Annotated in this window: 1 pseudogene; it reads left to right on the top strand. The window is 41.4% G+C overall.

The features are described 5' to 3' along the window. A pseudogene (locus tag HMPREF2794_RS00820) lies at window positions 1-290 on the top strand (mobilization protein); the annotation flags it as partial.

The raw sequence follows: 290 nt of genomic DNA, 5'->3' as shown, positions 1-290 counted from the left end.
GGAAAAGGATGCCTTAAAAGCCAAAGTAAAGGCTTTAGAGGGGGAAAATGAACAGCTATCCGATAGACTGGGAAAGGCTATACTTGAAAAAGAGCAAAACGGCACAAAGGCATTCAAAGCCGAGAATGACAAGGAGTATTATAGACAACAAATGGACAACGCAAGGACAACCAGTAACCGATTAAGGACGGAGAACCAAGAACTAAAGACCGAAACCAAGGAATTGAAAAAAGAACTTGGTAAGATGAAAGACTTGTTCAATTCCGAACAACTGGAGGCTTTAAGGCATC

It is taken from the genome of Bacteroides sp. HMSC067B03 (assembly GCF_001811315.1).
GTDB lineage: Bacteria > Bacteroidota > Bacteroidia > Bacteroidales > Bacteroidaceae > Bacteroides > Bacteroides faecis.
The sequence above is the reverse complement of the archived record's forward strand: the minus strand, read 5'-3'. Positions and strand labels throughout refer to the sequence as shown.